9 protein-coding genes and 1 pseudogene are annotated in these 6,625 nt (G+C 57.2%); 6 read left to right on the top strand and 4 right to left on the bottom strand.

What is annotated here, in order from left to right:
- Positions 1 to 215: 215 nt before the first annotated feature.
- The 4 genes from APH42_RS28180 to APH42_RS28195 form a co-directional block, all read right to left on the bottom strand.
- Positions 216 to 659, bottom strand: coding sequence for a DUF421 domain-containing protein (locus APH42_RS28180; RefSeq protein WP_060494708.1), 444 nt, complete (start codon positions 657 to 659; stop codon positions 216 to 218).
- Between the two features lie 9 nt (positions 660 to 668).
- Positions 669 to 1,175: a hypothetical protein gene (locus APH42_RS28185; RefSeq protein WP_060494713.1), complete on the bottom strand. Its 507-nt coding sequence runs from the start codon at positions 1,173 to 1,175 to the stop codon at positions 669 to 671.
- Positions 1,176 to 1,185: 10 nt separating this feature from the next.
- Positions 1,186 to 1,689 carry a CinA family protein gene (locus APH42_RS28190; protein ID WP_060494709.1) on the bottom strand — a complete coding sequence of 168 codons (504 nt, stop codon included), beginning with the start codon at positions 1,687 to 1,689 and terminating at the stop codon, positions 1,186 to 1,188.
- A 362-nt stretch (positions 1,690 to 2,051) separates the two neighbouring features.
- Positions 2,052 to 2,909 carry a glucose 1-dehydrogenase gene (locus tag APH42_RS28195; RefSeq protein ID WP_054881852.1) on the bottom strand — a complete coding sequence of 286 codons (858 nt, stop codon included), beginning with the start codon at positions 2,907 to 2,909 and terminating at the stop codon, positions 2,052 to 2,054.
- Positions 2,910 to 3,105: 196 nt separating this feature from the next.
- On the opposite strand from APH42_RS28195, the gene APH42_RS28200 reads away from it, so the two are divergent.
- From APH42_RS28200 to APH42_RS28220, 6 genes and pseudogenes are all read left to right on the top strand, one after another.
- Positions 3,106 to 3,630 (top strand): hypothetical protein, encoded by a 525-nt coding sequence (locus APH42_RS28200; protein ID WP_004573937.1) that lies wholly within the window; start codon positions 3,106 to 3,108, stop codon positions 3,628 to 3,630.
- A gap of 99 nt (positions 3,631 to 3,729) precedes the next feature.
- The gene (locus APH42_RS28205) at positions 3,730 to 4,023 is read left to right on the top strand and encodes a DUF6555 family protein (protein ID WP_060494710.1); all 294 of its coding nucleotides are present in this window, start codon (positions 3,730 to 3,732) and stop codon (positions 4,021 to 4,023) included.
- A gap of 38 nt (positions 4,024 to 4,061) precedes the next feature.
- A complete protein-coding gene (locus APH42_RS30265) occupies positions 4,062 to 4,220 on the top strand; it encodes a hypothetical protein (protein WP_169725122.1) in 159 nt (52 codons plus the stop codon).
- Between the two features lie 29 nt (positions 4,221 to 4,249).
- On the top strand, positions 4,250 to 4,684 hold the full coding sequence (locus APH42_RS28210) for a hypothetical protein (RefSeq protein ID WP_060494711.1): 435 nt from the start codon (positions 4,250 to 4,252) through the stop codon (positions 4,682 to 4,684).
- Positions 4,685 to 4,766: 82 nt separating this feature from the next.
- Positions 4,767 to 5,201: a response regulator gene (locus APH42_RS28215; RefSeq protein WP_060494712.1), complete on the top strand. Its 435-nt coding sequence runs from the start codon at positions 4,767 to 4,769 to the stop codon at positions 5,199 to 5,201.
- Between the two features lie 142 nt (positions 5,202 to 5,343).
- Positions 5,344 to 6,625, top strand: a pseudogene (locus APH42_RS28220) (cation:proton antiporter); the annotation flags it as partial.

Raw genomic sequence — 6,625 nt, forward strand, 5'->3', positions numbered from 1 at the left:
TCAAGCAGAAGACGGCATACGAGATCGGGACGGGTGACTGGAGTTCAGACGTGTGCTCTTCCGATCTTTCATTGGCGTTACCTCATCACGGAATCAGCTAGCACTTGCTCGTGGTTGAGTACGCACGGAGTGACACGGTTCAATGCTTACGATGGCTGGCATCATCGCGTGTGTGTGCGAGGCGGTAGTCGTTGCTTTACTGTTGCCCCCAGGCCTCATTCGGCAGGAATGATCGAAATCTTTCCATTGCGTTCGACGATGGCGAACTTGACCTGCTCAATGTGCTCAATGCCCTGGCTGTCCCGCGCTGACTCAAGGATATCGTCCTCCGTGAGGCGTGCCCGACGCATGCGGCGATGCAGAAAGCGCCCATTCTCGACAACCAGGGTAGCGTGCCCATCCAGAAACCTGGCCAAAGACTTGGAGTTGAGCTTCGCGAGCGAAAGGCCGACGTCCAGAACGATCAGCGTGGTAATTACCAGCATGGCATTGGTGAATGAAAAATCGTCGCCCAGAAGCGCTTGCTGGGTGGCTTCTCCGATGATCAGCAACAACACGAAGTCGAAGGTCGTCAAATCAGCCAGCGAGCGCCGCCCGGCTACGCGAAACAGCAGCATGAGGGCAACGTACATCCCGGCTGCGCGGAGGATCGAATCCATGACGCACTCCTAGGGGTAAAGGAATGTGGAGAAGTGAACGGCGCTTTCAGGGCCAGCCCTGACGTTGCCCTCCAGAGTGCCTACGTGCTCACTTCGAAGGGTCAGGTACAAGGTGGCCACGCCATCTTGCCTGGTACCCAACTGGAACAGCATGGCCTGGCCGTGCGACAGCGACCGTTGTGGCTCCGGTTGTAACGTCTCGATACTGGCGTCACGGAGCAATGATCCCTCGAGTTGCACCTCCACCGGCTGACCAGGGATGCCCTGAACCGTGATGAAAAGACTGTCTGTCGTGCCGCTTCGGCTGAGGCGCTGGTACTCGACCCGTACCCGGCCATCCTGGCTTACCACCTGGGCATCGCTCAACGGGCCATTACCGAACAGGCCTGCCAAGGCAAGCAATACGATGGCCACGAGCACGTACCACCCCACGCGCTCAAAGCGCCAGACGCGCTGCTGCATCGGCATGTCTTCTTGAACAGGTTGATGCCTGGATATCAGTTCATCTTCCGACATGACCACCCCCTCAGGCGCGCTCACCGCGTAACCAGCGCTGGTGATAGTGGGAGAGCCGGGCCAATCCGAACAGGGCGCCTTGGCGCATGACTTCAGACCGCTCGCCGAAGAAACGCTGAGTGCGCGTGAAAACGGCTATTGGCTCGCCGGCGAAAGCCCAGGCAAAGCACATCGTCCCCGGTGGTATCCCGGATTCGGGCGCCGGCCCGGCTACCCCGGTGGTGGCGATCACCACATTCGCATCGCTGTCTCTCAAGGCGCCCAAGGCCATTTCCCAGGCTACTGCTTCGCTGGTCAGGCCGTATCGTTCGATGGTTTCGGGGCTGACCCTCAGCAGGCGTTTCTTGGCGCCAGGTGAGTAGACGACGTAGCCGCTTTCCAGCACCTCTCCTGTACCAGGTACGGCCGCCAACAAAGCCACAAGGCAGCCCGCAGTGCACGATTCCGCTGTGGTCAAAATCAATTTGTTGTTTTTGAGATAGCCGAGGGCGGCCAGTACAGGGTCGTTTTCCATTTCAGAGTCTATTCGCTTGTTTTGCAGTGGACGCGGTCCTGAGGTAATTGGTTCATCGCCCCTGTTGCCCGCCCATCTCCTGAAGTGACACTGACCTGAACTTTGTCCCGTAGATTGGCTTCCTTTGTTTAAATGCGAAGGGAGGAAAAAGCATGAAAAAAGAGACCCAGACGCAAAAGCCAGCGGCGCAGACGAGGCCGCATGGGGAGGAGGAGCGAGACAACGATGCTCATCGTCCGGATGGATCCACCGGTACAGCCCATGACTCGACAGCGCAGAAAACGGCTCGTGATCACGATCAGCACAAACGCTGAAACCGCCACCCAAAAAGGAGGCTCGCCATCAAGGCGAGCCTCTTTTCGCTAAAGGATCGGTTTGCCGCCAGTCACTGCGTAACGTGAGCCACTGATGTAACTGGCTTCGTCGGAGCCCAGCAGCACATAGATTGGCGCGACCTCGACCGGTTGCCCCGGGCGCCCCATCGGGTAGCTGGAACCAAAGTTCTTGACGGCCTCGTCCGGCATGGTTGCCGGAATCAAAGGCGTCCAGATCGGGCCTGGCGCGACGCTGTTGACCCTGATGCCTTTCTTGCCTAGCAACTGAGCCAGGCCAGCAGTGAAGTTGGCAATGGCCCCTTTGGTCGTGGCATAGGCCAGCAGGCTGGGGGATGGATCGTCGGAATTGACCGAGCTGGTATTGATGATCGAACTGCCCTTGGGCATGGAAGGCAGTGCTGCCTGGCAAATCCTGAAGATCGCGGTGATGTTGGTATCGAACGTCTTCACCCATTCGTCATCGTCGATTTCTTCCAGGGTCTCGTGGGACATCTGGAACGCCGCGTTGTTGACCAGGATGTCGATACGCCCGAACTGGCTAACGGTTTTTTCGACGATGTCGTAGCAGTGCTGTTTCTGCGCCAGGTCTCCGGGCAACAACAGGCATTGACGGCCTGCAGACTCAACCCAGCGCGCGGTTTCTTGCGCATCTTCATGCTCATTCAGATAAGCGATGGCGACGTCGGCCCCTTCGCGGGCATAGGCAATCGCGACTGCCCGCCCGATACCGCTGTCTGCTCCGGTGATAAGTGCAATCTTGCCTTCGAGTCGATTGTGGCCGGTATACGACTGCTCACCACAATCCGGATAGGGCTCCATCTTGCGCTGTGAGCCTGGTACATTTTGAGGTTGCGAAGGGAAGGGCGGGGTAGGGAAGTCGCGCATGGTAGAAGCTCCTGCAGTTGAGAACGTTCATACCGATTCGAAAGGCCTGGCCACCTCGTGTTGATTTCAATCTGCAGTTGGTACGACGAGCGGTGCGGGATATCAATCCAGCTGAATTCCATGCCCCATCGCCTGTTCTACCGGACTCAGCTCCAGGCTCATGTCGTCGCTCGGGGCCCAACTCCCGGAGTAGCGAGTGCCTCGAATCATTACCCCAGCGACCCCCGAACACGAGATCAGCGAGCACAATGCCAGGATGTTTGGCTCTCCCAAGGAGCGTCTGGATTTTTACCGGCGTGAAATCCAGTACGAAACCAGCATCCTGGCCAACCGCACCGATGCCTACCTGGCGGCGCAGTCATTTCTGGTCATCGCCTTCGTCTCCTCAATGGGAAATCTGAATCAAGGATGGGGCGAGATGTTCACCCTGATCGTACCGGCGTTCCTCGCCTTGCTCGGGGTACTGAGCTCACTCAACGCTTGGCCTGGCATCCGGGCGGCATACAACATCATCGATCACTGGCAGCTCAAGCAAAGTCACCTGCTGCGCAGCGAGCCGTTGATGGGGTTGGCCTACGACGAGTCGCCGTTGTTTTGTGAGGCTGAGACATCGCGTGCAGGTCATCGCAAATCACTGCTGTTTTCGCTGCGCACACCGTGGATCTTTCTAGTGTTCTGGGTGCTCCTGGGTAGCTACTCGGTGTACATCCAACTCGCCTGACTGCTCGGGCATGGGTTGGCTGCAGATCATCCTGCCAATCCGATGGAATTATCTCTTCCAGGAATCGCTCAATAGCGTATCAACCAAGGAGCGGATCTTGTGCCATCACTTCAATTGTACGTAATCGAGTATGACCTGCACGGTAAGCATCGGACGTTCATCATCCGCCTGGAAAAAATGGACAACGCCGTGGCTTGGCACTGGGCCAGCTGCGATGCCGGCGTTGGCATCATCCCGAGATTGAGTCAGCAGAAAATCAAGCTGGTCAGTCGACCGATGGCCGAGCGCTACGGCATCGCCAATGTGAAGTGGCGGCTCGCCGGCGATGGCCCGGAATTCGTAGCGCAACCTATCGACGTCAAAAAGTTCTCGGGCGTTGCTGCGGGTACTTGAAGCCCCGCGCCCCGATCCATCTGCTTTGAGGTATTGCCATGCAGCCGAAAACCGAAGGCTCCGAAGAAAAAGGGCCCAGCGATGTGCCCTTCATCAATGATCCCCAAAAGCCCACGTCGCCACCTTTGAATGACGCGGATGCCACGGAGGCAGCAGAGGCAGAGGAAGACATCCAGAATGATGGCGAATCCATTTAGCGATCTGCTGACTCGCGTCGTAGTAAAGGTTGAAGACTATAACCGCCTGTGACCTCGGCATTGAGGTCACGGATGCCCTTGGCGTGTTCAGATGGTTGCTGGCCAGCTTTCTCATGGGCAAGCGCATCCGATCCACCGTAGCAGTGGAGGCGTACCGGGTTCTTGTTGATCAGGAGGGTCTGGATACGCCGCTTAAGCTTGCCCAGACTTCTCATTCGGCACTGGTCAGACTCCTCGGTCAGGCTGGCTATGGGCGCTATGATGAATCCACTGCCCGACGACTGCATGATCGTGGCAACAAGGTAGAAGTGGAACTGGCTGCTCAACTTGAGGTAATGCAGCAAGGATCAAATGCTGAGGGATTCAAGCGCTGGCTACTGAGTTTCGAGGGCGTAGGGCCAAAGACCGTGGAGATTTTCATGCGTGAAGGCTTGGCCCAATTGAAGAAGTTGGAAGGCCATTGAGCATGGGTGGCCTTTAGCCCTCATCGACGCATGTGCGGATGAGTGAAATACTCGAAAATCCAACCATGGGATGGAGAAGGTGATGAAGCTCGGCATCGAGGGTTTGTCGTTGTCAGGTAAGACGGTAATTGTAGTAGAGGACGATCCAACGCTACAGACCCTCCTGGTGGACATCCTGATCGAGTTGGGCGCCATCTGCGATGGGTTCGATAACTCAGAAGATGCCTTGATTCATTTGATGGGACTCAAGAGCGGCTGCTCGTTGATCGTTGTCGACCATGGTGTTCCGGGAAGCATCAAAGGTATGGAGTTCATCTCCATGGCCCACGAAAGGTGGTCTGGACTACCCGCCATTCTGACCTCTGGCCACCAGCTTGATGCTTCTCAGGTCACACCTCCCGTTACCTACCTCTTCAAACCGTGGTCGATAGACGAGCTCGCTCAAGCTATTGTCCAGGCGCTTCCCCCTGCAAATGTACCTTCAACTCTCCCGCCGCTCGACCAGCAAGGTCTCTAGCGCAGTTTGACCGCAGCGGAGCGCTGAAAATCTTTTTTACGTTTACCTCAGGTATTGGCTGAACCCACCAAGCGCAGCGGAACGACGTGGCGTGCCGAAAAGTCAAAAAATACTCGGAAACTTTCCCTGGGCGTCTGCGGAAATGACCTTCATCGTCTGGTTCGCCATGCTGGGCGCAGTCTTGCTGCTGCTCGCACTCTCATCCTCCTACCTGCGCTGGATCCCTGTGACCTCGTCTGTAGTGTGTCTTGCCCTGGGTATCGGGCTGGGTACATCGGGGCTGGGTATTCTTCAACTGGACTTGAGCCAGTCGAGCGGGTGGATGGAGCACCTCACAGAGGTTGCGGTGTTGTTTTCGCTGTTCTTTAGTGGCTTGAAATTGCGCCTGCCCTTGCACAACCGCCGTTGGTGCAGCGCCTTTTTTCTGGCGGGGCCGGTGATGTTGATCTGCATCGCAGGGGTAACGCTGGTGCTGCATTACGGCTTGAACCTGGGGTGGGGCATTTCGCTACTGATCGGGGCGATCCTCGCACCCACTGACCCCGTGCTCGCAACCTTGGTGCAGGTGGTTGATGCCCAGGACGATGATATTGTGCGTTTCAGCTTGTCGGGTGAGGCAGGGCTCAACGACGGCGTGGCGTTTCCCTTCGTCATTCTCGGGCTGCTCCTGCAACAGGACAATGACCAGGCCTGGTTCAGTGACTGGCTGCTGAAGGACATGCTGTGGGCAGTAACCGCAGGCCTGTTGCTTGGCTACTGGACGGGCGCGGCCTGGGCAAGCTCACACTGTTCTTGCGTCTGCGCAACGACGACAGCACCGTCTCGCCCAATGACTATCTGGCCCTTGCGCTGATTGCGTTGGCATACGTGAGCGCCGAGTCGATACAGTCCTATGGGTTTCTCGCGGTATTCGCTGCGGGCCTCGGTTTAAGGCAGGCGGAGGTTCAGACCGCCAATAGCCCAGAAGAACCGGCTGCTGAACATCTGGTACAGCCTGTGGTAGGTCACCAGGACGTGGCGCCGGAGCTAGCCGTCAAAGGCGATGTGAAAGGGCTCGACGACTCGCAGGTTGCAGCGGGGATCATGTTGGGTGACATGTTGGCTTTCGGTAGCCTGATCGAACGGGCAATGGAAGTGTTTCTGGTGACCCTGCTAGGGGTAGTGCTCATTGAGCATTGGGACTGGCAGGCAGTGCTGGTTGCCGGTGCTTTGTTTTTTGTCATTCGCCCCATCAGCATCCTGCTGTTCCCCGCTCGAGGAATGCTGGATATTCGCCATCGCGGGCTTTTAGGGTGGTTTGGTATCCGAGGTATTGGCAGCTTCTACTACCTGTTCTATGCCCTCAATCATGGGCTGCTTCCCACTTTGGCCGCGCAGAGCACCAACCTGGTGCTGTCAGCGGTGGCGTTGAGCATTCTGCTGCA

This window comes from Pseudomonas sp. NBRC 111140 (assembly GCF_001320885.1).
Classification (GTDB): domain Bacteria; phylum Pseudomonadota; class Gammaproteobacteria; order Pseudomonadales; family Pseudomonadaceae; genus Aquipseudomonas; species Aquipseudomonas putida_P.

Coding starts and splice junctions, on each gene's coding strand:
- APH42_RS28180 (WP_060494708.1), bottom strand. CDS start 659: ATGGATTCGATCCTCCGCGCAGCCGGGATGTACGTTGCCCTCATGCTG.
- APH42_RS28185 (WP_060494713.1), bottom strand. CDS start 1,175: ATGTCGGAAGATGAACTGATATCCAGGCATCAACCTGTTCAAGAAGAC.
- APH42_RS28190 (WP_060494709.1), bottom strand. CDS start 1,689: ATGGAAAACGACCCTGTACTGGCCGCCCTCGGCTATCTCAAAAACAAC.
- APH42_RS28195 (WP_054881852.1), bottom strand. CDS start 2,909: ATGCGCGACTTCCCTACCCCGCCCTTCCCTTCGCAACCTCAAAATGTA.
- APH42_RS30265 (WP_169725122.1), top strand. CDS start 4,062: ATGCAGCCGAAAACCGAAGGCTCCGAAGAAAAAGGGCCCAGCGATGTG.
- APH42_RS28215 (WP_060494712.1), top strand. CDS start 4,767: ATGAAGCTCGGCATCGAGGGTTTGTCGTTGTCAGGTAAGACGGTAATT.